Genomic DNA, 23,109 nt, shown 5'->3' on the forward strand with positions numbered 1-23,109 from the left:
GATCAGAAAACCCCAAACCGATGTGCGGACCGCCGTGTCCGCCATGTCAGCAAAGCAGGAGCCCTCCATGCAAGACCACATGTTCATCGTAACCGGCGGTCCCGGATCGGGGAAAAGCAGTCTTCTCGATGCGCTGAACCGGCGCGGTCTTGCCAGCATGCCCGAAGCGGGACGGGCTATCATCAAGGACCAGGTCCGGATCGGCGGAACCGCGTTGCCCTGGGCCGACCGGGAAATGTTCGCCGAACTCATGCTCGGTTGGGAGCTGCGCTCTTATCACGAGGCAGCCCGACTGCCGGGACCGGTCCTGATGGATCGCGGGATACCCGATGTGATCGGCTATCTCACATTGTGCGGCCTGCCTGTTCCGGCGCATGTCGAGACGGCGGCACGGCTTCATCGCTACAACAGGCGCGTCTTCCTCGCCCCGTATTGGGAGAGCATTTTCACGCAGGACAGCGAACGCAAGCAGGACCCGGCCGAAGCCAGGGAGACAGGCAAGGCGATGTTCGAAACCTACACGCGACTGGGCTACGAAATCGTGGAGCTGCCGCTTTCGGGGATCGAGGCGCGCGCGGACTTCGTAATCGACAGTCTTCCCGAAACGCTCCTCTCGGCCACGTGAAAATCGACCACACGCGTCACGCGCCCCCTCCCCTCAGGCAACCGCCCAGCCGACAGTATCGACGACATGTCGATCACCGACGGTGCTCGGGCTAGAGGAAAGGATGAAAACAAGCTCGGTCGCCTCGTCGTTTCGCACCAGATGCGGCAGTCCGGGCGGAACGTGAAATCCCTGCCCGGCACCGACACGCACCACCCCGTCAGGTGTACGCATCGTCATGGAGCCGCTGAGCACATAAAAGAACTGGTGGGCAGCCCGGTGCATGTGCGGCTCCTCCGCGGCGCCTGCCGGCATCGCTTCCTGCCTCACCTGGAAATGATCGAGTTCAAGCAGACGCCACCCCGAGCAATCCCCGCCCCAGCAATAGAAATTCGCCCTCGCCGCCGTGACAGGGGTCATTCGAACGCCTCCGACACGTCCGCGCCGTAAAACGCTTCGCCATAGACCTGCCGGCCATCCTCGAACCGCATCAGCTCGCATGCACGCAACGTCTTTCCGCCGGCATGCGAGACGTAGTGGACCACGACGGTCTGGCTTTTTTCGTCGCACACCGCCGTTTCGAACGTGAACACAAGGTCGGGAACGGCCGCGAGCGCCCTTTTCCAGTAATCGTGAAGCGCCTCCCGCCCCCGCACCGTGGCTTTTCCAGTGACGACCGCGGCCCGAGGACTTACGAAAACCGCTCCGGATGCGAAGGGTGCGATCACCGCATCGACATCGTGACGGTTCCAGGCGTCGATCCATGTCCTCGCATGCTCTTCGAGGTCGGCGCGTGTCAGCAATGTCATAGCCAGAACAATCCTGCCGTCAGGGCCGCGAGGCCGGCCATTGTACGATTGATGATCAGAAGCTTTGCCGGATCGTGAAGCACGCGCCGCAGCCCCACGCCAAAGGCCGCCCATGTCGCCAGGCAGGGAACGCCGATCACCACAAAAGCCGCGCAGGCGAGCAGTAACTGTGTGACGTATCCTTCGCCCGGCGAGACAAAGGCGGCGATGACCGTTACGGCGATCAGCCATGCCTTCGGGTTGACGAACTGAAACGCGGCCGCCTGAAAGAACGAAACCGGTCTGGCGAGCGATGCATCGCGCACCTCCGCCGCGCGCCACAGCTTGTAGGCGAGCCAGAGCAGGTAGAGCGTGCCGATCGCCTTCAGAAAGAGCTGGATCCGAGGCTCAAGGGCGAAAACAGCGCCCAGACCGGCTCCGACCGCCGTGAGTTGAACGGCAACACCAAAGGGAATCCCGAGAATATGCGGCCAGGTTCGCGCCATGCCGAAGATGAGGCCCGATGTCGTGAGCATCAGATTGTTCGGCCCGGGCGTGATGGTCATCACGAACGCATAAAGCGCAAGGGCTGTCAGAGGTGCCGTTTCCATCCAGCGTTCCTGCAGGCCATATCGTTGCGGGATCAGGTCCCGCTTGTTTGCCACGGAATGGCGAGGCGGCGTGCTGAGATTTCGTCACGCAAGGATGAGCGCTATTCTCTCGCCTGCAGGCCGCCCCGATGCACGATGCTGGAAGAACACCGCAAACCAAAGACGGGAGGGCCCATGCGGCTGGCTATAACCGCAAGACTGGATGACATTCTCTCGCGACGGATCGACAGGCTTTGCAGCCAGATTGAAAAGAGCGAGCGCGGTTTCGAGCCGCGCCCGGACTACGCCCCGCACATCACCCTGGCCGTGCTGGAGAACGGGACTGACGATGAAGCGCTGATCTGGCAGCTCTCCCGAACGAGCCTCGGCATTTCCCGGATCCCGGTCGGGATCAGTCATCTGGGCATCTTCCCCGGAAGCCCGGCTTATGTCTTCCTGGCGCCTGTCGTCACCCGGCCGCTTCTCGATCTGCACCGGCAGATCATCGAAACCCTATCGGGGCCGGTGATCCATGAGCACTATCTGGTGGGCAACTGGGTGCCCCACATCACGCTCGCGACGATCGATAAGAAACCGGAGGCAGCCGCGAAAGCCGCGTTGCATGGCATGACCGCCCATCGCGGACACATCGCGGCGATCGAGCTGGTGCGCTTTCCTCCCGTGCAAACCCTCGCAAGCTTTCCGCTGCCGGACGCAAGATCGCCGGTCTGCGCGAATGCTACCGGACGAGGTTCAGCGATGTGACGTCGACTTGCAGCGGGCCGGAAAGATCCTCGATGGAATCGTACAGCAGCTCCAGCGCGTAATAGGGATTGTGGGCATAGACGCCGGGATCGGCGGTGATCAGTTTCCAGTTGAAGGCCGCGCGAAGCATGCGCGGCGTCCACGCATTGTAGCCGACCGCCTTGCCGTCAACCTTGTCCGCAAGCCCGTCGCCGTTGGCATCGGCGAAGAAATAGGGATAGTGGCTCTCGCGAACCATCGGCGTGCCTGCCACCTGTGTTGCGTAATCGGTGATCATCTGCATCAGAAGGTCGGCATTGGCCTGAATGTCGGACCGGATCCCCACAGAGAGATCGCCGCTGCCATCGTAGCTTTGCCGGGCAATGCGGATTTCCCGCGGCTCGGGATTCTCGTGACACGTGGCACAGGTTTCGGTGGACACCTTCAGGCTGTGCGGCTCGTGACACGAGACGCAGGAGGCGACCGGGCGGGCATGGAAGAACCGGCCCGAATAGTCCTTGCCCGGATACTGGTAGCCCGCCTTGCCGGGCCCGCCGAACCAGTTTGCGGCCGCGGTCAGATAATGGGGATTGATGAAACGCAGATCCTTGACCGGCGTGTCATTCTCCATGCCGGCCGTCGCCTTGGCGACGGAGGCGCCCGCCTCGCGCCCCTGATGACAGGTCATGCAGGCAGCTTCAACGCCCGCGACGGGCTCAACCACACCGCTGGGAAACGTCACTTTGGTGATCTTGGAAAGTCCCGGACTGTGGCACGTTTCGCAATCGACCACCCCGCCCGTCGGCAACGGCTTTTCCGGCACCCCGGGCTTGCTGCCGTCAAGGCCATGGAAACTGCGAAAACCCGCTCCGGAGTGACACACGGAGCAAACCGGAGGCACTGCCCCTTCCGCATCCCAGTGCGTGAACGCCTCTGCCTTCGCATCGGAATGACCCGAGCGGTGCCAATCGGCGATCGCTTTGGTCTGCTCGGGTGACAGGGATTTCGGGTTGAACGGCCCCGTTTCAGGCAGAACGTAGGGCTTCAATGCTTCAGGCGCAGCGGGATCATTAGCCGCGTTCGCCGAAGACGCAGCGGGCTCCTGAGCCTCGGAAACGTGCGGATTGCCGACAACGGCAACGCCCGCGACGAGTGCAAAAACCAGAAGGAGACCGGAGACTTTGCCGCGCATGTTGCCTCTGACTGCTGGATTTCGATCGGGACATATAAGAACATCATAGCCGCGATTCTCGAACTTTTCGACACATGACGCAGTTGCATTCGCCGAAATCGGAGAGACGATGCCCCTGAGTTCCAGGTTCTCCGGGCTGAGCCCAACGGTCCCGACCCCGCCACTGGCGTCGGATGCCGGAGGGGAAAGGCTGACCGACGAGGCTGCGGTGACGTTCGGAACCCTGCGCGCCCCGCGCATCGACGTGATCCTTCAGGAGGATGTCGTCGTCGCGCAAGGAGCGCCCGTCGCCCGGCTGCGCAAGCATCCCGAAATCGCTCTTACCGCCCCCATGCCGGGGCGGATCGCCTCGATCTCGCTGAAGCCCGGCCACCGCCTCGATCAGATCATTCTCTTCCTGGAAGCTGACGCCGACCGCTATCGGCATAAGACAATCGGCGCAGACACGAAACAGGACGATACGCGCTTGCGCGCCCTCCTCCAGGGCTCAGGGCTTTGGCTTGCGTTTTTGAGCCGGCCGTTTGCGCGTCTCCCCGCCCCGGCAGAGCGCCCTGCCGCCATTTTCATTATGGCGAGCGACACCCGCCCTCTCGCTCCTGACCCGAGGAAGGCGCTTGAAGGGCGCGATGAGGCATTTTCGCGCGGGCTTTCCGCGCTGCTCCGGCTCTGCGACGGCCCGGTCTTCGTGTGCCAGAGCGAGGGCGAGCCGCTCGTGGATGCCGACAACACGGGGGGACGGCTCAGGATTGTTCGCACCGGCGCTCGGCACCCGCACGGGCAGGCCGGGTTCCAGATCCATCGCCTTCACCCGGCACGGATCGACGCCCCGGTTTGGGACATCCACGCCGAAGACGTCGCCGCGATTGGAGCGCTCCTCGCAACCGGCTACCTGCCGGGAACGAGGCTCGTCTCGGTCGCCGGCCCGGCACTTACCGAGACACGGCTCGTGCGCTGCCAGCCCGGAGCGAATCTGAAAGGTCTTTGCCACGGCGCGGTGCGGCCCGGACCCTATACGCTGCTCAACGGCTCTCCGCTCGAAGGACGCGAGGCCGAATGGCTTGGGCCAAGGGACCGGCAGGTCAGCGTCATGCCCCGCAAGCCGCACACGGGCCGCAAGCACTGGTTCCGCGCCGCCCTCACCAAAGCGGCGCGACCGCTGCCGATCATTCCGACAGCCGCGCTCGACGAAGCGATGGGCGGAGCCGTGCCGACCGTTGCCCTGGTACGCGCCCTGTCCTCCGGCGACCAGGAGACGGCCGTCAGGCTGGGCGCGCTGTCGTTCGTCGCGGAAGACCTCGCGCTCGCGGATTACGTGACCGCCGCCGAACCGCGGCTCTCCGCGCTGCTGGCCGGCATGCTCGCACGGATCGAAGCGGAGGAAGGGGCATGATCCGGGGACTATGGGACCGGGAAACCGTGGCGCTGCTGTTGCTCGCGGCCTTCATGCCGTTGGCGCTCGCGTGGCTTTGGTTCGGCGGAACGGAGGCGATCGGCCGGCTCGCGCTGGCGCTCGTCGTCTCCGGGCTGTGGCACCTCATCTTCATGGTCGCGCGCGCGCAGGCGCCGTCCTTCGCCGGAGCCCTGACCGCGCTTGCCGTGGCCATGCTGGCGCCGGTAGGGCTCGGCCCCTTCGCGGTCATCCTCGGCATCAGCTTCGGGTCCGTGATGGCGGAACTCGTCTTCGGAGGATGGGGCCGCAACGTCGTCAATCCGGCGACCGTGACGCTCGCCTTCCTCGGCTTCAGCTGGCCGGCGGCTCCGTGGCCTGATCTGGTCCTTCCCGTTGCCTGGGCGGCGATCCCGGCAGCCGCACTCGGCGTCGTCTTCGGCCTCCTTTCCCTGCGCATCATGGCGGGTGCTGCCGTGGTAGCCATCCTGGCACTCGCCGCCGGCATCGACCTTTCCGAAGTCCTGCCCGTCGCCGGCATCGTCCTCGTGCTGTTGGTCTGCGATCCCGTTGCCAGCGCAACGACATCCCTCGGGCGCTGGCTCAACGGCCTTCTCTTTGGCGCACTTATCGTCCTGTTCACAGCCACCTGGACAAATGCCGCGCCGACGCAGATTGCGGTTTCCGCAGCGCTTCTGGCCTCGCTCGCAGCACCCGCGCTGGACGAGGTCGCCCTTTTCATCTGGTTGACACGACGCAGGAGACGGCATGGCTGATCTCAACCCGATCAGTGCCTGGCGCGGGCTGCTGGCGCTTCCCAACGAAAGCCGGACGAAGACGGTGGCCATGGCGTTCATTGTCTCCGCCGTCTGCGCTGTCCTCGTCACCGGCGCAACGGTGATCCTGCGGCCCATCCAGGCCGCCAACCGCGCTGCGGAGGAACAGGCCCGTATCGAGGCGCTCGTCGCCGGCATTCCGGGAATGGCGGACCTGTTGCAGCAAACGGGCGGAACGCTCACCACCGTCGTCGTGAACCTGAAAGACGGCCGCGCCGCCACGAACGTCACGCCCGCAACGCTTGCCTCAGCGCTCGCGGATGCGGCGAACTGGACGAGCCTGCCCGCCGGCGAGGATCTGGCGGGCCTCGGCCAGAGGCCGGATTACGCCCAGATTTACCTGCTGCGCGACGGCGACACCGTATCCCTTGCGCTGCTGCCCATCAGCGGCGCCGGCTACAACGGCCGCATCGACGCCATCCTCGCGCTTAAGGGCGACATGCGCACCATCGCCGGCATGGCTGTGACCCGCCAGTCGGAAACGCCGGGGCTTGGCGGCCGCATCGAGGAGCCGGCATGGCTGGCGAGCTTCGCCGGCACCCGCACCACCGACGACACCGGCACGGTCCGCTTTTCCGTCGCCCGCGGCCCCGCCGCCAACGAATATCAGGTGGACGGCATCACTGGCGCCACACGCACCTCCAACGCAATGACCCGGATCATCCGCTTCTGGCTCGGCCCGGAAGGCTACGGCCCGCTGATCGATGCCATCCGGCGCGGGGAGTTCTGAGATGACCGCCCCCTCCTCCCTCTGGTCGACGCTGAGCGAGCCGCTCGTCCGACAGAACCCGGTAACCCTGCAGATCCTCGGCATCTGCTCCGCGCTCGCCGTCACCACCTCGCTGCCAACCGCGCTCACCATGGCCGGATCACTGACCGTCGTGCTCGTCCTGTCGGCGGCGATCATCAGCATGATCCGTCGCCACATTCCCGATGCCATCCGCCTGATCGTGCAGATCGTCATCGTCGCATCGCTGGTTATCGTGATCGATCAGGTGCTGCAGGCCTATCTGTTCGAGATCAGCCGGAAGCTGTCGGTCTTCGTCAGCCTGATCACCACCAATTGCCTCGTGCTCGGGCGCACGGAATCCTACGCCCGCCTCAACCCGCCGCTGCCCTCCATGGTCGACGCGCTCGGCAACGGCCTCGGCTATTCGCTGGTGCTGGTGGTGATCGGCACGCTTCGCGAGCTCTTCGGGTCGGGCACGCTTATGGGAGCCCAGGTGCTACCGCTTGCCAGCGAGGGCGGCTGGTTCACGCCGATGAGCCTGATGCTTCTCGCCCCCAGCGCCTTCTTCCTCTTGGGCGGGCTCGTCTGGGCCATCCGCACATGGCGTCCGGAACAGGCGGAAGTGCCCGAATACACCCCGCCCGAGGCAATCGGGGAGCCGGCCGAATGAACGAGCTCCTGACCCTGTTCCTGCGCGCAACCTTCGTCGAGAATATGCCCCTGACTCTCTTCCTGGGGCTTTGCACCTTCCTCGCATTGTCGCGCCGGCCGGAGACGGCTGTGGGCCTCGGCATCGCGGTGATCGGCGTGATGGGCGTGACCGTTCCGCTCAATCAGCTCATCTATTCCGCGCTGCTGGCGCCTGGTGCCTGGTCATGGGCCGGCATGCCCGAGCTCGACCTCTCCTATCTCTCGCTGATCGCCTTCATCGGCGTGATCGCAGCCACCGTGCAATTGCTGGAAATGCTGCTCGACCGGTTCCTGCCGAGTGTCCATGCCGCCTTCGGCGTCTTCCTGCCGCTTCTTACCGTCCAATGCGCCATCCTGGCCGGCAGCCTCTTCATGGTGGAGCGCAACTACACCCTGGCACAATCCTTCGTCTTCGGCATCGGCGGCGGCACCGGGTTCGCCATCGCGGTCATCATGCTGAGTGCGGTGCGCGCGCGTCTGGCCTATGCGGATCTTCCGGCAGGACTGCGCGGCCTCGGCATCACTTTCGTCCTCGCGGGGCTGATGTCCCTCGGCTTTTCCTCCTTCGCCCAGATGGCCACGCAATGAACGAGATCCTGCTGGGAAGCCTGATCGTCATCGCGCTCGTCGTCCTCCTGACGGCAGGCCTTCTGATCGCGCGCCGCCGGCTCATCCCGCAAAGTTCGGTGCTCGTGACCGTGAACGGCAGCACGACGCTGGAAGCCTCGCGCGGCGATCGCCTTCTGGGTCTGCTGCACGATGCCTCGATCGGCATCCCGGCGGCGTGCGGCGGTTCGGGCACCTGCGGCCTGTGCCGTGTCACGGTGACCGGTGAAGGCGCGGGACAGGCTGGCGCGACGGAACGCGGCATCCTTTCGGCAGCGGAGCGACGCGCCAACATGCGGCTTGCCTGCCAGACCGTGCTGCGCGGCCCCTGCGCGGTCGAGGTGCCGCAGGATATCCTCAGCGCCGGCGGCGGCTTCACCTGCCGGATCGTCTCCAACCGGATGATGGCGCCGCTGATCCGCGAACTGGTGCTGGAATTGCCCGAAAGCCAGCCGTTCGACTTTCGCGCCGGCGGCTTCATGCAGCTCACCGCCCCGCCCTACGAACAGGATTTCGCCGAGATCGAACTCGACGCGCCGTTTCGCGAGGCCTGGCGCATCTCCTGTTGGGATCATCTGTACGCGTCCTCGGACAAAACCGTCACCCGCGCCTACTCGATCGCCTGCCGTCCCGAGGAGGCGGCGCGCGGACAGGCCGTCTTCAATATCCGGCTCGCCGTGCCGCCCGCCGGACGGGAGCGCGATCTCCCGCCAGGTGTGGTGTCGTCCTGGCTCTTTTCCAGAAAACCGGGCGATACGGTCGAGGCTTCGGGGCCCTTTGGCGATTTCCAGGTCCAGCCGGGCGAGCGCGAGATGATCTTCATCGGCGGCGGCGTCGGCATGGCCCCCTTGCGCGCGATGATCCACGAGCAGATCGGCAAGGGCACGAAACGCCGTATGCGCTACTTCTACGGCGCCCGCTCCGTCGCGGATCTCTTCTATGTGGAGGAGTTCGACGCCATTGCCGCCGCGCATCCGAATTTCATCTGGATGCCCGCGCTGTCGGATCCCGCGCCCGGCGATCGCTGGCGGGGCGCCACCGGCTTCATCCACGACATCGTGAACGCGCACCTGCGCAGCCACCCCGCCCCGGAAGACTGCGAATATTACCTTTGCGGCCCCCCAGTCATGATCTCGGCGGTGCTCGCCACGCTCGAGCGGCTCGGCGTGGAGCCGGCCTCCATCTTCAACGACGATTTCGGAGTGTGAACCATGCCTCGATCCATCATGTCCCCACTCCCCAGCCGCCCGACACGCCGGAGCTTCCTGAAGCTTACCGGCGGCGCGCTGGGCGCGACCCTGGCCGCTCCCGCGCTTCTCCGTGCCGAAACGTCGCCGCTCGAAACGATCGCCGGCACCGCATTCGCCACCTATTGGCGCTTGAGCGTCCCGTCCGGCCGGGATGCCGGCAGATTGCGGGGACGGATCGAGGCGGCACTGGCCGAGATCGACCACCAGATGTCGCCCTGGCGCGCCGACAGCGACGTCTGCCGTTTCAACGCGGCAGCGGAGGGCACCGTCGCCATGCCTAGCGAGACCGTCTCCGTCACGGCAGCGGCACTCGCAATCGCCAAGGCCAGCGATGGCCGCTTCGACCCGACCGTGGGCCCGCTGGTCGCGCGCTGGGGCTTCGGTCCGATTGAAAAGGGCGCGCCGCCCGACTGGCACAAGATCGGGCTGGCGGAGGATCACATCGTCAAGCGCAAGGGCGGCCTCACACTCGACCTCTGCGGCATCGCCAAGGGCTATGCGCTTGACCGGATGCTGGCGATCGCAAGCGAGGCGGGCCATGACGATCTGCTGATCGATCTGGGCGGCGAACTCGCCGCGAAAGGGCGCCACCCTTCCGGGCGGGACTGGTACGTGGCCGTGGAAGATCCGCGCCCCGGCGCCTCCGGCATCGTCGCAAAGCTGCGCCTCGACGATACGACTGTCGCGACTTCCGGCGGCCACATCCAGAGCTACGAGCTGGACGGGCGCCGATACAGCCATATCATCGACCCGCCGACCGGCGAGCCCGTCGCCGGAGGGCTGCTTTCCGTGTCCGTTCTTGCACCGCGCGCCACCGAGGCCGATGGTTGGGCGACAGCGCTTGCCGCAGCCGGCCCGATTGAGGGCCCCGCGCTAGCGCGGAAGAACGGCATTGCCGCATTGTTCTTGCGCGCCGACGGCGTCGACATTGCACGCGAGACGACAGGCGGGTTCGAAACCCATCTGCTTTGACGAGACGAAGAGGGAGAAAGCGGAATGGAATTCATCCTCACCATCGCGATCTTCCTGCTGGCTGCAGGCGGCCTCGCTCTTGGCCTCGCCCTGGGCAGAGGACCGGCACAAACCTCCTGCGGCGGCCTCGCCTGCCTCAAGGGCGCTTCCTGCTCCCACTGCCCCAACAAGGGCCATGAGAGCGGAGAGGAAGGCCGATGAACACGAGCGCACGTGTCGCAACCATCATGCAGACCGACTGGCCGGAAGTCTCTCCCGACACGCCGATCCGGCGGGCAGTCGCGCTGCTGGTGGAGACCCGGTCGGCTGCCGCCCCCGTCACCGACGACAGCGGCCAGCTCGTCGGCATCCTGACGCAGAAGGACTGCTTCAAGCCTGCCCTTTACGCCAGCTACTATCAGGAATGGAAAGGCAGCGTCGGCGAGTTCATGACCCGCGACGTGGTGTCCCTCGCCGCCTCCGACGATCTGACCAGCGCAGCGGAGGCCTTCCTTGCTCATCCCCATCGCATCTTTCCGGTCGAGGAAGACGGCCGGCTCGTCGGCATGCTGCGTCGCTCCGACGTGCTGGCGGCTCTTCTAAGCATGGGATAGCGCCAGCCAGACACGGTTGACAGCTGTCAACTCTGCGCGCGGATCCGGCTCCAGGGTCCGCGCATTTGTTCGCGCAACATGCCGATCATTCAAGCGGCTAGGATGCTCTGTTTCGATGAAAGTGCGGCTTGAACCGGAGCCGATGGGTCATATGATAGCCAAATGACCTACAAGATTGACAAGATCGATCGTCGGATCCTGGGCGAGCTTCAGAAGAACTCGGCCCGCTCGCAGCGCGAACTGGCCGAGGCCGTCGGCCTGTCCCAGAACGCGCTGTGGCGGCGCCTCAAGGCCCTTGAGGCAGACGGCGTCATCGAGGGATACGGCGCCCGCGTCCGCCCGGATGCGGTGGGCCGGCAGCTTCTGGTCTTTGTGATGGTCCGCACACGCAACCATTCGTCGGAATGGCTGAAGCGGTTCCGCGCCCACATCGAGGCGATTTCGGAAATCGTCGGCTTCTACCGGATCAGCGGCGACTACGACTACCTGCTCAAGATCGCGACCTCCGACATGAACAGCTACGATCAGGTCTACCAGAAGATCATCGAGAAAATGGAGCTGGAGGCTGTCACTTCGTATTTCACCATGGAGGCGATTTTTGATGACCGCCCGCCCCAGTTCTAGGCCCCAAACCGCTCAGCACGGCAGCCCCGGCGCTAAGTGCGATAGCGTTCCACCAGTTCCACGATGCGCTCGACGGCCGCCTTCGCGGCCGCATGGTCCTGCGAGAAATTGAGACGCATGCTGTCCAGCGTATGCGGACTGAACTCGCTGCCGGGCGTGACAATGACATCGGCCTGCCGGCGCAGGATACGCACGAAATCGAGCGGGGACACGTCAAGCGCCGGCAAGCGGGCAAAGAGATAGCTTCCCGCCTGAGGCGTCCGCACCGCGATGCCGTCCGCCGCCCGGAATGTCGCCAGCAGATCGTCGCGAATGGCCTGGTGAAGCCGGATCCGTTCCTCAAGCCAGCCTTCCGGCTCGCAGAGCCACGTGCGCAGCACCGACTGGTTGTAGCCGGCCGCCCGCAGCGAGACGATCGCCTGCAACCGCTCCATGCGCTCGATGAGCTTCGCAGGTCCGAACGCGGCACCAAGGCGGTAGCCGCTGAGGGACTCTGTCTTGGACGGCCCCATGATGGTCACGACATTCTCAGAGCCGGCAAGCGCGCGCAGGTGCGTATAAGGCCCACCATCGGAATAATGCAGGCGGGAATAGAGCTGGTCGGCGATCACCGTAACGCCGTATCGACTCGCCAGCTCCGCGATGGCGCGGATCTCGTCGGGCGAATAGATCGCACCGGTCGGATTGCTGGGATTGGAGAAGACGAAGACCTTCGCCCCCGCCTTGAACACGCTTTCCAACTCGTCGAGATCGAGCCCCGCCCGATCGGTGCCGGCAAGATAGTCGAGCTGAACGGGACAGATCTCGCCGTCGAAGAACTGAACCAGCTTGCGGTTGGCGAAGTAGTCCGGCTGGACGATTGCGACCTTGTCCCCGGCTCCGACCGTCGCGGCGATTGTCAGGAAAAGCGCGCCCTGCGTGCCGGGCGTGAGGATCAGTTCCCGCGCCCCCGACAGAGGCGCACCCGTAAAGTCAGCAAGCCGTTCGGCCAGGGCCTCGCGGATCTCTTCCTTGCCGCGATACTCGGTATAGGCCTGCCGCGCCCCGGCGCGCACGCCGTCGCAGAACGTCTCGAACGCGCCGGGCGCCGGCTCGAACGCATCGACGTCGCCATGCGAGAAATCGACAGGGCGCCCGACGAGGGTCTCCCCCTTTATCACATCATCAAGGTTCGCCGCCTGCTGCCGCGTTTCCTGACCGGGCGCGTTGTCGGTCTTGAGCGTTTCGAATTTTTCCGCAATCGAGGCCATGAATTCCGCTTCCTGAAAGGAGTGAGAGCAAGCGCTTCGGCAATGGGGGGAACGACCGCTCAGGCCTTTTCGACGGACCAGCGGAACGGCACGTCCGGGCGAAAAACGACGACCTGTCCATCCGCGCCGACATCGATTGCCCGAAAGATCGCCTCGTCCGGAGCGGTGCGGGCGAGAACGATCCGGTCCTCGTTGGGCGGCAGCCGGTAGAAGGCGGGACCATTGAGCGAGGTGAAGGCTTCCAGCCTGTCGAGCGCGCCCTCGTCCTCGAAGACCTGCGCGAGACAGGGCATCGTGACGGGCGCGTTGAAGATCCCGGCGCAACCGCAGGCGCATTCCTTGTTGCCGACCGGATGCGGTGCGGAATCCGTGCCGAGGAAGAACTTCGCGTTCCCCGATGTCGCCGCCTTGCGCAGCGCCAGACGATGGCTTTCGCGCTTGGCGATGGGCAGGCAGTAGAAGTGGGGGCGGATCCCGCCGCGGAAGATGTCGTTGCGATTGATGAGCAGATGCTGGGGCGTAATCGTCGCGGCGACGTTCTCGCCCGTACCGCTCACGAATGAGGCGCCCTCCTCCGTCGTGATGTGCTCCATGACGATGCGCAGCGCCGGAAAATCGCGGATCAACGGCGCCAGCACCCGCTCGATGAACACGGCTTCGCGATCGAAGATATCGACGTCCGGATCAACGACCTCGCCATGCACCAGAAGCGGAATGCCCGCCTCCTGCATCGCCTCAAGCACCTTGTGCACGCGCTTGAAATCCTTGACCCCGGCATCGGAATTGGTCGTCGCGCCGGCCGGATAGAGCTTCACCGCCGTCAGCTCTCCGCTCGCCGTGCCATTCCTTATGTCGGCGGGATCGGTCGTCTCGGTGAGATAGAGCGTCATCAGCGGACGGAATCCGCTTCCCTTGGGCACCGCGGCTTCGATACGTCCGCGATAGGCGCGCAGATCATCGAGATCGCGCACCGGCGGCACAAGGTTCGGCATGATGATGGCGCGGCCGAAGAGCCTGGCGCTGATCGGCAGGACGGCCTTCAGCATCTCGCCGTCGCGCACGTGAAGATGCCAGTCGTCGGGGCGGATGATTTCGATGCGGTCGATCATTGCAGTCTTCCTTTGCGCCTCTCGCGCCGCCTGGGCATGCGGAACCGACATGCTTTGAGCAAACCGGCGCGGGCCTGTCCAGCCTTGTCCGCACGATAACCGTCAGAATCGGCAGCCAAAACGGCGGCAGACCGTGCGTCACGCAACGAATTGCACAAGATACGAGAGGCCCGATACGAAAGGCCCGGCGGTGAGCGGAACCGAAGCGCTCAGGCCTTCCACTTGATCGAGCAGCCGATGGAGGGCACCTGATCCTGCGGCCCCTCTCCCGTCGCCGCGACCAGGCGCATCGCTTCCAGAAGTTCGCGCGGCGCTCCCGGGCTTGGCTCGCCCGTGCGCCCATCGTCCAGCCGACCGCGATATTGCAGCGATCCATCGGCGGCGAAGCCGAAATAATCCGGCGTGCAGACCGCCCCATAGGCCTTGGCGATCAGCTGGTCCTCGTCGTGGAGATAGGGGAAGGGAAAGCTGTGCTCGGCGGCGAAGGCGGCCATCTTGGAAAAACTGTCGTCTGGATAGGCGTCCGCATCGTTGGAGCAGATAGCGGCAAATCCGATTCCGTCGCCCTCAAGCGTCCGTGCATCCGCCACAAGGCGGCCGATCACCGCCTTGACATAAGGACAATGGTTGCAGATGAAGACGATGACCGTTCCCCTCGCACCGGCAATGTCGGTGAAGGTGTAGGTTCTGCCGTCGGTCGCCGGCAGACGGAAATCAACCGCATGCCAGTTCCGGTCAAGCGTGGTCGGCGGTTGTGCGGCCATGGTGTCCTCCGCATGTCCATTGCGCAGTGCAGCACCGGAAGTCTGCCTGCGACAGATGACGGCGACAAGACCCTTTTCGGGTGAGAACGCCTGAGGGAACGAGCAAGTCCGCAGTGATCGCACTGGTGTTGCCGATGCCGAATTGCCAGAATTCCTGCTGATTCGGGAAGGCGGCGGCGGGGCGCCACGTCAGACGAAACAAATCGGGTACGAAAGAACGAATGGCAGGCAAGGACGATCTGTTCGCGCAGCTGGAGGACGAGGTTTCGGCGATGAAGGCCCGGCGCAAGCGCGCGCCGGCAGCCGCACCGGCCGCCGCAGCCCCCTCGACCGCAGCTCCCGCGGCCGCCGATAGCGCACCCCGCACCTCCGATCGCGCGCCGAAGCAGACCCCGCCCCTGCGGGCCGTCCCCGGCGCGGACGAGGCCTACACGGCCGCCGACATCGAGGTGCTGGAGGGGCTGGAACCGGTCCGCAGGCGTCCCGGCATGTATATCGGCGGCACCGACGAACGTGCGCTGCACCACCTTTTTGCGGAAGTCATCGACAATTCGATGGACGAGGCGGTCGCCGGCCACGCCACCTGGATCGACGTGCGCCTGGAGGAGGACGGCATGCTGACCGTGACCGACAACGGCCGCGGCATCCCCGTCGACCCGCACCCGAAATTCAAGGACAAGTCGGCGCTCGAAGTCATCATGACGACGCTGCATGCCGGCGGCAAGTTCGACAGCAAGGTGTACGAGACTTCCGGCGGCCTGCACGGCGTCGGCGTCTCCGTCGTCAATGCGCTGTCCGAAGTGCTCGAGGTCGAGGTCGCGCGCTCGCGCAAGCTCTACCGCCAGCGGTTCGCCCGCGGCATCGCGCAGGGGCCGCTGGAGCCTCTGGGCGATATCCAGAACCGGCGCGGCACAACCGTGCGGTTTCGTCCCGATCCGCAGATCTTCGGCGCGAGCGCGAAGTTCAAGCCCTCCACGCTGTTCAAGATGGCCCGTTCCAAGGCCTATCTGTTCGGCGGCGTGGAGATCCGCTGGCGCTGCGCGGAAAGCCTTCTCACCGAGAAGAACGCCCCGCCGGCCGAAGCCTCGTTCCATTTTCCCGGCGGCCTCAAGGACTTCCTCGACGAGACGCTGAGCGGCGAGAAGCGCGTCGCCGACGAGATCTTCGCGGGCAAGACGTCCAAGACCGGCAGTCACGGATCGGTGGAATGGGCGGTGGCGTGGTTTGCCGGCGATGGCTTCCTGCATTCCTACTGCAATACGGTGCCGACGCCTGAGGGGGGCACGCACGAAGCCGGCCTTCGTCTGGCGCTTTTGCGCGGGCTCAAGGCCTATGGCGAGCTTGTCGGCAACAAGCGCGCCGCCCAGATCACCGGCGACGACGTGCTGACTTCTGCCGGCGGCATGCTCTCCGTCTTCATCCGGGAGCCGGAATTCGTCGGCCAGACAAAGGACAAGCTGTCGACCGGCGAGGCGAGCCGCATCGTCGAGAACGCGGTGCGCGATGCCTTCGACCACTGGCTGACGGCCTCGCCGCACCAGGCGGACAAACTGCTGGAATGGGTGATCGACCGGGCCGAGGAACGCCTCCGGCGGCGCCAGGAAAAGGACGTGGCGCGCAAGACCGCCGTGCGCAAGCTGCGCCTGCCCGGCAAGCTCGCCGATTGCTCCACCTCCTCAGCGGCGGGCACGGAGATCTTCATCGTTGAGGGCGACTCGGCCGGCGGCTCTGCCAAGCAGGCGCGCAACCGCGCGAGCCAGGCGATCCTTCCCCTTCGCGGCAAGATCCTCAACGTCGCCAACGCGGGCCGCGAGAAACTGGCGGCCAACCAGCAGCTTGCCGATCTGATGCAGGCGCTGGGCGTGGGCACGCGCAACAATTACCGCGACGAAGACCTTCGCTACGAGCGCGTGATCGTCATGACCGACGCCGATGTCGACGGCGCCCACATCGCCTCACTGCTGATCACGTTCTTCTACCGGGAAATGCCGAAACTGATCGAGAACGGCCACCTCTATCTGGCTGTTCCGCCTCTCTACCGCATCGCACAAGGCGACAAGATCCGCTACGCGCGCGACGACGCCCACAAGGACGAGCTCCTCAAGAGCGAATTCAACGGCAAGGCCAAGATCGAGATCGGCCGCTTCAAGGGCCTTGGCGAGATGCTTCCCGCCCAGCTCAAGGAAACGACCATGGATCCGACAAAGCGCATGCTTTTGCAGGTGCGTGTGGCCGCCGACGAGGAGGAAGTCACCGGGGATACCGTCGACCGACTGATGGGCACCAAGCCGGAAGCGCGTTTCATTTTCATCAAGGAAAACGCGGAGTTCGCGACCGATCTTGATATCTGACCCCGCCCGGTGCGCACCGCCCCGGTGCGCCTGTTTCCTTATCCTTGAGCGGACAGGCAAAACGGCAAGCCTTCACGTCCGCCACGTCTTAAGGGAGGGCTGTCGTTTTCTGCATCGCACCGGCCCGCGAAAGGAACGGCGACAAAAACGCACGCGTAAAACGGCGGCTTAGAATTGTGCGCCAATGTTTGTGAAGGCGTTTTTCTCTTCCCTCCGGAGCTTGATGATAACGATCCGGGAAGTATTGCGGCCGATTTTTCCATGTGGTGATTGACATGGAACGTCTCCGCCGTATTGTGCGCGCACTATCCCTCCGTTCATGAGCGGCCGTCGTCATCCCGCAACGGTGATGGTGGTCGCGAGACATCCTGGTGAATACAAAAGGCATGAGTTTTTCCAATCTCGGACTGAGCCAAAAGGTGCTGGATGCGGTCGTCGCGGCCGGCTACACCGAACCCACGGCCATTCAGGAGCAGGCGATCCCGCACGCTCTGGAGCGACGTGACGTGCTCGGCATCGCCCAGACAGGCACGGGAAAGACAGCCTCGTTCACCCTGCCGATGTTGACCCTTCTGGAAAAGGGACGCGCCCGCGCACGCATGCCGCGCACGCTCATTCTGGAGCCGACGCGCGAGCTCGCGGCCCAGGTGGAGGATGAATTCAACAAGCTTGGCGCCAAGCACAAGCTGACTGTTGCCCTGCTCATCGGCGGCGTTTCCTTTGCCGATCAGGACCGCAAGATCGACCGCGGCGCCGATGTGCTCATCGCCACGCCGGGCCGCCTGCTCGATCACGTGGAGCGCGGCAAGCTGATGCTCCAGGGCGTCGAGATCCTCGTCATCGACGAGGCCGACCGCATGCTCGACATGGGTTTCATCCCCGACATCGAGCGCATCTGCAAGCTCATCCCCTTCACGCGCCAGACGCTGTTCTTCTCGGCCACCATGCCGCCGGAAATCCAGCGCCTGACCGAGGCTTTCCTGCATAATCCGGTTCGCATCGAAGTGGCCCGCGCCTCCTCCACCGTCGATGCCGTGGCGCAGTCGCTCGTCTCCTCCGGCTCCGCGCCGCACGACAAGCGCGAAACCCTGCGCGAACTCATCCGCAATGCGGAAGACCTGAAAAACGCGATCATCTTCTGCAACCGAAAGCGCGACGTCGCCACGCTCTACCGTTCGCTGCAGAAGCACGGTTTCGACGTCGGCGCCCTGCACGGCGACATGGACCAGCGTTCGCGCATGCAGACGCTGGAGGGCTTCCGCAACAACGAGATCAAGCTTCTCGTCGCCAGTGACGTCGCCGCGCGCGGTCTTGATATTCCCGATGTCGGCCACGTCTTCAATTTCGATGTGCCGGTCCATGCCGAGGACTATGTCCACCGCATCGGCCGTACCGGCCGCGCCGGGCGCAAGGGCGTCGCGATGACCATCGTCACCCCCGAATGCGGGCGCCATGTCGAGGCGATCGAGAAGCTCATCGGCAAGAACATCGAATGGTTCAATGAACCGATCGACTTCGATGCGGCGGAAAACGAGCGCAAGACGCGGCGTCGCGGCGGCGGCCGCAAGCGCACCGCCGAGGCCGAAGGCGGCGAGGAAAAGAAGGCCGAGGCGGCGCCGAAAAAGCGCAGCCGCACTCGGAAAGACGACAACGCCCGGAAGGACGACAAGCCTCAACAGGACGTGGCGCCGGCCGCGGAGGCGGCGGCTCCCGCCCCCCAGCGCAAGCCTGCCCCTCGCGAGGAAGCCGGCCGCAATCAGGAACAGTCCCGACGCGGTGGCAACCGCGGCCCCGACAAGTCCGCGAGCAAGGACGGCAGGGACCGGAACAAGGATCGGGGCGAGCGCGGCGGCAAGGACAAGCCGGTCATCGGCCTTGGAGATCACACGCCGGCATTCCTGCTGCGCGAAATCCGCCCGAAAAAGGCCGCGCCCTGAACACGTCGGCACCGATCGAGTGCTCACCCGCCCCTGTGCATGACGCGGCGAGACCAAAAACCGCATAAGCCGCTCCACAGGACTTAACTTATGGTTAATCGATTTTATGTCACTATAAGGAAATTCAACAATACGAAGTTGTTGAGAAACTAGTTCACGCCGCTTGGACAGCAAAATGAGCCAGAGAAACGATTTTAAGCGAACGATCGTTTACGGCGATACGGCGCTGGCTTATTTGAAGAAAAATGAATTGCCGGCATACCCGCGCTATTATGAGCTGTGGTATACTTATTCTGCCGGTTTCAATTATTCTCTCAACAAGTCCGTGAACGATATTCTGGGCAGGAAGGGCGGCATTACGCCGGACGAAGTCCAGAACCTCTACAATCGTTTCCTCTGCCCGAGCCGGCTCGGCGACCGCATAGATTCCGTGGGCTCAAAGCTCTCCCGGGAAATCGGCGATGTGGTCGATATTGTCAAAAGCAGCCTCTCCGCAACGTCGGACTACGCCGATACGCTCGGAACCGCCGTCAATACGCTTGGCGGCACCAATAGCCGCGACGAAATTGCCGAAATCATTCGGACGGTCGTCGAGAAGACAAACGAGACGATCACACACAATCGCAGGCTCGAAGACCAGCTCAACGAATCCCGTGAGCTTGTCTATGAGCTCCAGGAGAGCCTGGAAGCGATCCGCTTTGAATCATTGACCGATGATCTGACCACGCTCGCCAACCGCCGTCACTTCGACGAGTCGATCGACCGTGCGGTCCTCCATGCCGCGCAAACGGGTGAGCCGTTGTCGCTGCTGTTGACCGACATCGATCATTTCAAGCAGTTCAACGACAATTACGGCCACCAGACGGGCGATCAAGTGCTGCGGCTTGTCGGCCTGTCGGTCAAGCAGAACATCAAGGCGCAGGATATCGCCTGCCGCTACGGCGGCGAGGAATTCGCCGTCATCCTGCCGCGCGCCGGACTTGACCACGCTTATTCGGTGGCCGAGCACATCCGCAAGTCGGTGATCTGCAAGGAGCTCGTCAAGCGCTCGACGGGAGAGAATCTCGGCCGCATCACCATATCGATCGGCGTTGCGAGTTTTCGCCCGGGCGACACGCCGAACGGGCTCATCGGCCGTGCCGATGCCGCCCTTTACGGCGCCAAGCGCGCGGGCCGCAACAAGGTGAAGTGCGAAGACGACACGGATGCACACGCCGCTGTCGCGTGACGGCGAACAGCCGGAAGAAGCCCCTTCGGCGCGACCACCTTATCGGGCGAGATCAAGCCCCATCTGCCAGAAGTCAATTTCCAGACGTGTCGCCTGCCGGAAAATGCGCGTGAGGTCCGCGAAACGGGCCTCGCTGAGCGTCCCGTCCGCCAGCCTGTCGAGCCTGTCGGCGGCTTCTTCCGCCACCTGACGATAATCGGGGCTGGAATATTCCGCGATCCACTCGTGGTACGGATTGGCCGGATCAAGCGCGCCGGGACGCGCGGCAAGCGCCTTTCCGATCTCCCAATAGCCGATCACGCATGGAACGAGGGCGACATGCAGGTCGAGAAGATCGCCGCGCATGCCCTCTTCCAGCACGTATCGCGTGTAGGCCATGGTGGCCGAGGCTTCCGGCGTTTTCTCCAGATCGGCTTCGCTCACCCCCCAACGTGCGCACAGTCGGACGTGCAAGCCCATCTCCATGTCGAGCAACGCGGCCATCGTCCGCCCGGCGGAACGCATGTCCGCAAGAGTGCGCGACTTGTAGACCGCAAGCGCGTAGGCCCGGGCGAAATGGATCAGGAACAGATAGTCTTGGGCGAGGTAATGCCGAAAGGAGGCTTCAGGCAGCGAGCCATCGCCGAGACCGCGCACGAAGGCATGGTCGATATAGGCGGACCAGTCGTCCAACGCCGCCTGCTTCAACCGCTCGAAGAGCCCCCGATCCTGCGCCATCAGTGTGCCAGCGCCTCCGGGTTTGCAGGCGTGATCTCCACAGACTCCCCGCAACCGCAGGCCGACGTCTGGTTCGGATTGTTGAAGACGAAGCCGTTGCGCAGCTTGGTTTCCTCGTAGTCCATTTCCGTACCGAGCAGGAACAGTACTGCGGAGGGATCGACGTAGACGCGCACGCCCTTCGTCTCGACCATGTCGTCGGCCGGATCGGCCTCGCTCACATAGTCGAGCGTATATTCCATCCCCGCACAGCCGCCCTTCTTGATGCCGACCTTGAGGCCGAGGGCGTTCTTGCCGGAATTTGCCATGATATCCCGAACGCGCTCTGCTGCCGCGTCCGTCAGCGTGATGACCTGAAACTTGCCCATCTGCGTCCAAGTCCTTCTTGTTACTGGTGCATTTGGTTCAAGGCGGAACGCTTGCCCACCTCTAGAACCAGTTAAGCGCCACGCGTGCCTCGTCCGACATGCGGCTCGGATCCCACGGCGGATCGAACACCATGTTGATGTCGACCGTGCCAACGCCCGCGACCGAGGAAACCGCGTCCTGCACCCACCCCGGCATCTCGCCGGCCACGGGGCAGCCCGGCGCCGTCAGCGTCATGTCGATGGTGACGGACCGGTCGTCCTCGATATCGACCTTGTAGACCAGACCCAGCTCGAAGATGTCGACCGGGATTTCCGGATCATAGACCGTCTTAAGGGCCGCAACGATATCGTCGGTGAGCCGCGCGATCTCCTCTTCCGGCAGTGCCGACCCGCTTTCGGCCGACGCCGCAACATCGCTCGCGCCAGACTGCACAGGCGCGGCCGCTTGTTGTGTCCCAATCTCCATCGTTTCGGCGGAGCCTTCCGGGATGCTCGTGTCTTCGGTCATCGCGTCTGTCCTCAAGAGAAAAATCTCTGTGCCTTTTTCAGCGCTTCGGCGAGGCGGTCGACTTCTTCCAGCGTGTTGTAGAGCCCGAAGGAGGCGCGGCACGTGGACGTCACCCCGAAGCGGGCGAGCAAGGGCTGGGCGCAGTGCGTCCCGGCCCTGACCGCGACGCCCTCACGATCGATGATGGTGGAGATATCGTGCGCATGAACCCCTTCCATCTCGAACGCAATGATGGCGCCCTTGCCAGGCGCGTTGCCGAAGATCCTCAACGAATTGATCTTCGAGAGCTCCGAATGTGCATAGTCGCGAAGGGCGTTCTCGTGCGCGGCGATGTTCTCTCGCCCCAGCCCCTGCATATAGTCGAGCGCAGCGCCAAGTCCAATCGCCTGGACGATCGCCGGCGTGCCAGCCTCGAAGCGGTGCGGCGGATCGTTGTAGGTCACCATGTCCTCGGTCACGTCGAGGATCATCTCGCCGCCGCCGTTGAACGGCCGCATCGCCGCAAGCCGCTCCTTCTTGGCATAGAGCACGCCGATGCCCGTCGGCCCGTAGACCTTGTGGCCCGTCAGCACGAAGAAATCGCAGTCGAGATCCTGCACGTCGACCGGCATGTGAACGGCAGACTGGCTGCCGTCGACCAACACCGGCACACCGTGCTCATGGGCGATCCGGCAGATCTCCTTCACCGGCACGACCGTGCCCGTGACGTTCGACATCTGCGTGATCGCGACGAGCTTGGTGCGCGACGTGATGAGCTTTTCGAATTCCTCGATGAGGAACGATCCGTCATCGGCAATCGGCGACCACTTCAACACCGCCCCCTGCCGCTCGCGCAGGAAGTGCCAAGGCACGATGTTGGAGTGATGCTCGAGGATCGAAATGATGATCTCGTCGCCCTCGCCGATCAGCGGCATGGCGTGGGAATAGGCGACGAGATTGATCGCCTCGGTCGTGTTGCGGGTGAACACGATCTCGTCCGTTGTCGGGGCGTTGAGGAACCGGCGCACGCTTTCGCGCGCCGCCTCGTAGGCCTCCGTCGCCGTGTTGGAGAGATAGTGCAGGCCGCGATGGACGTTGGCGTATTCCTCCGAATACGCCTTCATCATCCGGTCGAGCACCACTTGCGGCTTTTGCGCGGACGCGCCGTTGTCGAGATAGACCAGAGGCTTGCCGTAGATCTCGCGGGCGAGGATCGGAAAGTCCGCCCTCACCTTCTCGACATCGTAACCGGCCGTGTCCTGGATGGGGGCTGCGTCGTTCATCGCATCCGT

The 23,109-nt window shown here is 64.3% G+C and carries 26 protein-coding genes; 15 read left to right on the forward strand and 11 right to left on the reverse strand.

Going from position 1 to position 23,109, the window contains the following annotated elements:
• Positions 1–67: 67 nt before the first annotated feature.
• Positions 68–625 carry an AAA family ATPase gene (locus tag V2L18_RS20110; RefSeq protein WP_336180127.1) on the forward strand — a complete coding sequence of 186 codons (558 nt, stop codon included), beginning with the start codon at positions 68–70 and terminating at the stop codon, positions 623–625.
• Positions 626–658: 33 nt separating this feature from the next.
• Here V2L18_RS20110 and V2L18_RS20115 read toward each other — a convergent pair whose 3' ends face one another.
• Genes V2L18_RS20115 through V2L18_RS20125 form a run of 3 tightly spaced genes read right to left on the reverse strand, consistent with a single transcriptional unit; the run spans position 659 to position 1,958 of the window.
• On the reverse strand, positions 659–1,024 hold the full coding sequence (locus tag V2L18_RS20115; protein ID WP_336180129.1) for a cupin domain-containing protein: 366 nt from the start codon (positions 1,022–1,024) through the stop codon (positions 659–661).
• Positions 1,021–1,413 (reverse strand): nuclear transport factor 2 family protein, encoded by a 393-nt coding sequence (locus V2L18_RS20120; RefSeq protein WP_336180130.1) that lies wholly within the window; start codon positions 1,411–1,413, stop codon positions 1,021–1,023. The genes V2L18_RS20115 and V2L18_RS20120 overlap by 4 nt, the downstream gene beginning before the upstream one ends.
• Positions 1,410–1,958, reverse strand: a complete 549-nt coding sequence (locus V2L18_RS20125; RefSeq protein WP_336180241.1) for a LysE family translocator — start codon at positions 1,956–1,958, stop codon at positions 1,410–1,412. Before V2L18_RS20125 ends, V2L18_RS20120 begins: the two co-directional genes overlap by 4 nt.
• Before the next feature lie 180 nt (positions 1,959–2,138).
• On the opposite strand from V2L18_RS20125, the gene V2L18_RS20130 reads away from it, so the two are divergent.
• A complete protein-coding gene (locus V2L18_RS20130; RefSeq protein ID WP_336180131.1) occupies positions 2,139–2,747 on the forward strand; it encodes a 2'-5' RNA ligase family protein in 609 nt (202 codons plus the stop codon).
• On the opposite strand, the gene V2L18_RS20135 is transcribed toward V2L18_RS20130, so the two are convergent.
• Complete coding sequence (locus V2L18_RS20135; protein WP_336180132.1) at positions 2,722–3,918, reverse strand: cytochrome C; 1,197 nt, start codon at positions 3,916–3,918, stop codon at positions 2,722–2,724. The two genes, V2L18_RS20130 and V2L18_RS20135, sit on opposite strands and share 26 nt — an antisense overlap.
• A gap of 109 nt (positions 3,919–4,027) precedes the next feature.
• On the opposite strand from V2L18_RS20135, the gene V2L18_RS20140 reads away from it, so the two are divergent.
• From V2L18_RS20140 to V2L18_RS20185, 10 genes are all read left to right on the forward strand, one after another.
• Complete coding sequence (locus V2L18_RS20140; RefSeq protein ID WP_336180133.1) at positions 4,028–5,308, forward strand: Na(+)-translocating NADH-quinone reductase subunit A; 1,281 nt, start codon at positions 4,028–4,030, stop codon at positions 5,306–5,308.
• Positions 5,305–6,081, forward strand: coding sequence for an RnfABCDGE type electron transport complex subunit D (locus tag V2L18_RS20145; protein WP_336180134.1), 777 nt, complete (start codon positions 5,305–5,307; stop codon positions 6,079–6,081). The genes V2L18_RS20140 and V2L18_RS20145 overlap by 4 nt, the downstream gene beginning before the upstream one ends.
• The gene (locus tag V2L18_RS20150; RefSeq protein WP_336180135.1) at positions 6,074–6,871 is read left to right on the forward strand and encodes an FMN-binding protein; all 798 of its coding nucleotides are present in this window, start codon (positions 6,074–6,076) and stop codon (positions 6,869–6,871) included. The genes V2L18_RS20145 and V2L18_RS20150 overlap by 8 nt, the downstream gene beginning before the upstream one ends.
• Position 6,872: 1 nt before the next feature.
• On the forward strand, positions 6,873–7,541 hold the full coding sequence (locus V2L18_RS20155; protein ID WP_336180136.1) for an NADH:ubiquinone reductase (Na(+)-transporting) subunit D: 669 nt from the start codon (positions 6,873–6,875) through the stop codon (positions 7,539–7,541).
• Positions 7,538–8,149, forward strand: a complete 612-nt coding sequence (nqrE, locus tag V2L18_RS20160; RefSeq protein WP_336180137.1) for an NADH:ubiquinone reductase (Na(+)-transporting) subunit E — start codon at positions 7,538–7,540, stop codon at positions 8,147–8,149. Before V2L18_RS20155 ends, nqrE begins: the two co-directional genes overlap by 4 nt.
• Positions 8,146–9,375, forward strand: coding sequence for an NADH:ubiquinone reductase (Na(+)-transporting) subunit F (gene nqrF / locus V2L18_RS20165; protein ID WP_336180139.1), 1,230 nt, complete (start codon positions 8,146–8,148; stop codon positions 9,373–9,375). The genes nqrE and nqrF overlap by 4 nt, the downstream gene beginning before the upstream one ends.
• Positions 9,376–9,393: 18 nt before the next feature.
• Complete coding sequence (locus V2L18_RS20170) at positions 9,394–10,389, forward strand: FAD:protein FMN transferase (protein ID WP_336180141.1); 996 nt, start codon at positions 9,394–9,396, stop codon at positions 10,387–10,389.
• Between the two features lie 24 nt (positions 10,390–10,413).
• Positions 10,414–10,590, forward strand: coding sequence for a hypothetical protein (locus tag V2L18_RS20175; RefSeq protein ID WP_336180142.1), 177 nt, complete (start codon positions 10,414–10,416; stop codon positions 10,588–10,590).
• On the forward strand, positions 10,587–10,982 hold the full coding sequence (locus V2L18_RS20180; RefSeq protein WP_336180143.1) for a CBS domain-containing protein: 396 nt from the start codon (positions 10,587–10,589) through the stop codon (positions 10,980–10,982). Before V2L18_RS20175 ends, V2L18_RS20180 begins: the two co-directional genes overlap by 4 nt.
• A 162-nt stretch (positions 10,983–11,144) precedes the next feature.
• Positions 11,145–11,606, forward strand: coding sequence for an Lrp/AsnC family transcriptional regulator (locus V2L18_RS20185; RefSeq protein WP_336180144.1), 462 nt, complete (start codon positions 11,145–11,147; stop codon positions 11,604–11,606).
• 32 nt (positions 11,607–11,638) lie between these two features.
• Here the strand turns inward: V2L18_RS20185 and V2L18_RS20190 are convergent, their stop codons facing one another.
• From V2L18_RS20190 to V2L18_RS20200, 3 genes are all read right to left on the reverse strand, one after another.
• Positions 11,639–12,856: a pyridoxal phosphate-dependent aminotransferase gene (locus tag V2L18_RS20190; protein WP_336180145.1), complete on the reverse strand. Its 1,218-nt coding sequence runs from the start codon at positions 12,854–12,856 to the stop codon at positions 11,639–11,641.
• A 59-nt stretch (positions 12,857–12,915) separates the two neighbouring features.
• Positions 12,916–13,962: a dihydroorotase gene (gene pyrC, locus V2L18_RS20195; RefSeq protein WP_336180242.1), complete on the reverse strand. Its 1,047-nt coding sequence runs from the start codon at positions 13,960–13,962 to the stop codon at positions 12,916–12,918.
• 212 nt (positions 13,963–14,174) lie between these two features.
• Positions 14,175–14,729, reverse strand: a complete 555-nt coding sequence (locus V2L18_RS20200) for a thioredoxin family protein (protein WP_336180146.1) — start codon at positions 14,727–14,729, stop codon at positions 14,175–14,177.
• A gap of 221 nt (positions 14,730–14,950) precedes the next feature.
• Between V2L18_RS20200 and parE the strand changes: the two genes are divergently transcribed.
• The 3 genes from parE (at position 14,951) to V2L18_RS20215 (ending at position 20,245) form a co-directional block, all read left to right on the forward strand.
• On the forward strand, positions 14,951–17,080 hold the full coding sequence (gene parE, locus V2L18_RS20205; protein ID WP_336180147.1) for a DNA topoisomerase IV subunit B: 2,130 nt from the start codon (positions 14,951–14,953) through the stop codon (positions 17,078–17,080).
• 386 nt (positions 17,081–17,466) lie between these two features.
• A complete protein-coding gene (locus tag V2L18_RS20210) occupies positions 17,467–19,017 on the forward strand; it encodes a DEAD/DEAH box helicase (RefSeq protein WP_336180148.1) in 1,551 nt (516 codons plus the stop codon).
• A gap of 175 nt (positions 19,018–19,192) precedes the next feature.
• Positions 19,193–20,245 carry a GGDEF domain-containing protein gene (locus V2L18_RS20215; protein ID WP_336180149.1) on the forward strand — a complete coding sequence of 351 codons (1,053 nt, stop codon included), beginning with the start codon at positions 19,193–19,195 and terminating at the stop codon, positions 20,243–20,245.
• 39 nt (positions 20,246–20,284) lie between these two features.
• On the opposite strand, the gene tenA is transcribed toward V2L18_RS20215, so the two are convergent.
• From tenA to V2L18_RS20235, 4 genes are all read right to left on the reverse strand, one after another.
• The gene (gene tenA / locus V2L18_RS20220) at positions 20,285–20,962 is read right to left on the reverse strand and encodes a thiaminase II (protein WP_336180150.1); all 678 of its coding nucleotides are present in this window, start codon (positions 20,960–20,962) and stop codon (positions 20,285–20,287) included.
• Positions 20,962–21,330 carry a Fe-S cluster assembly scaffold SufA gene (gene sufA / locus V2L18_RS20225; RefSeq protein ID WP_336180151.1) on the reverse strand — a complete coding sequence of 123 codons (369 nt, stop codon included), beginning with the start codon at positions 21,328–21,330 and terminating at the stop codon, positions 20,962–20,964. The genes tenA and sufA overlap by 1 nt, the downstream gene beginning before the upstream one ends.
• A gap of 61 nt (positions 21,331–21,391) precedes the next feature.
• The gene (locus tag V2L18_RS20230; protein ID WP_336180152.1) at positions 21,392–21,838 is read right to left on the reverse strand and encodes an SUF system Fe-S cluster assembly protein; all 447 of its coding nucleotides are present in this window, start codon (positions 21,836–21,838) and stop codon (positions 21,392–21,394) included.
• An 11-nt stretch (positions 21,839–21,849) separates the two neighbouring features.
• Positions 21,850–23,100, reverse strand: a complete 1,251-nt coding sequence (locus tag V2L18_RS20235; protein ID WP_336180153.1) for a cysteine desulfurase — start codon at positions 23,098–23,100, stop codon at positions 21,850–21,852.
• Positions 23,101–23,109 lie beyond the last annotated feature (9 nt).

It is taken from the genome of Breoghania sp. JC706, from assembly GCF_037026715.1.
Classification (GTDB): Bacteria; Pseudomonadota; Alphaproteobacteria; order Rhizobiales; family Stappiaceae; genus Breoghania.